Annotated in this window: 1 protein-coding gene; it reads right to left on the bottom strand. The window is 50.3% G+C overall.

Going from position 1 to position 380, the window contains the following annotated elements; translation table 11 throughout:
* The coding region (locus ACFE6N_RS23555; protein ID WP_378940384.1) for an MBG domain-containing protein at positions 1 to 380 on the bottom strand (380 nt) is incomplete at both ends.

Here is a 380-nt window from a genome sequence, read left to right as displayed (position 1 = left end):
AGAGACAGGGTAAGAGATAACATAGTTCCCATTTAAGACTAACGTTCCCTGATTGATCGCATAAGTACCCACGTTTTCACCCGGTGTTCTGGTTAAGCTTCCGCTGAAACTATCACCGGTTACCAGTGCCGGTGCAAAGGTATAGGTCAGCGCAGGATCGGCATCACCATAGGTTTTGCTCTTCGCTGCAGCCGTTACCGTAATGGTTTTCGCTCCGATCGTCAGATCAGCACCAACATAAGTTAAGGTATAATTGCTGCTTAAAGCCAGTGTGCCCTGGTTGATCGCGTAAGTACCCACGTTCTCGCCAGGTGTCCTGGTCAGGCTTCCGCTGAAACTATCACCGCTTACCAGTGCCGGGGCAAAGGTATAAGTCAGCG

Origin of the sequence: Pedobacter sp. BG31 (assembly GCF_042464845.1) — a bacterium.
GTDB classification, from domain to species: domain Bacteria; phylum Bacteroidota; class Bacteroidia; order Sphingobacteriales; family Sphingobacteriaceae; genus Pedobacter; species Pedobacter suwonensis.
This window is presented reverse-complemented; position numbering and strand designations above follow the sequence as displayed.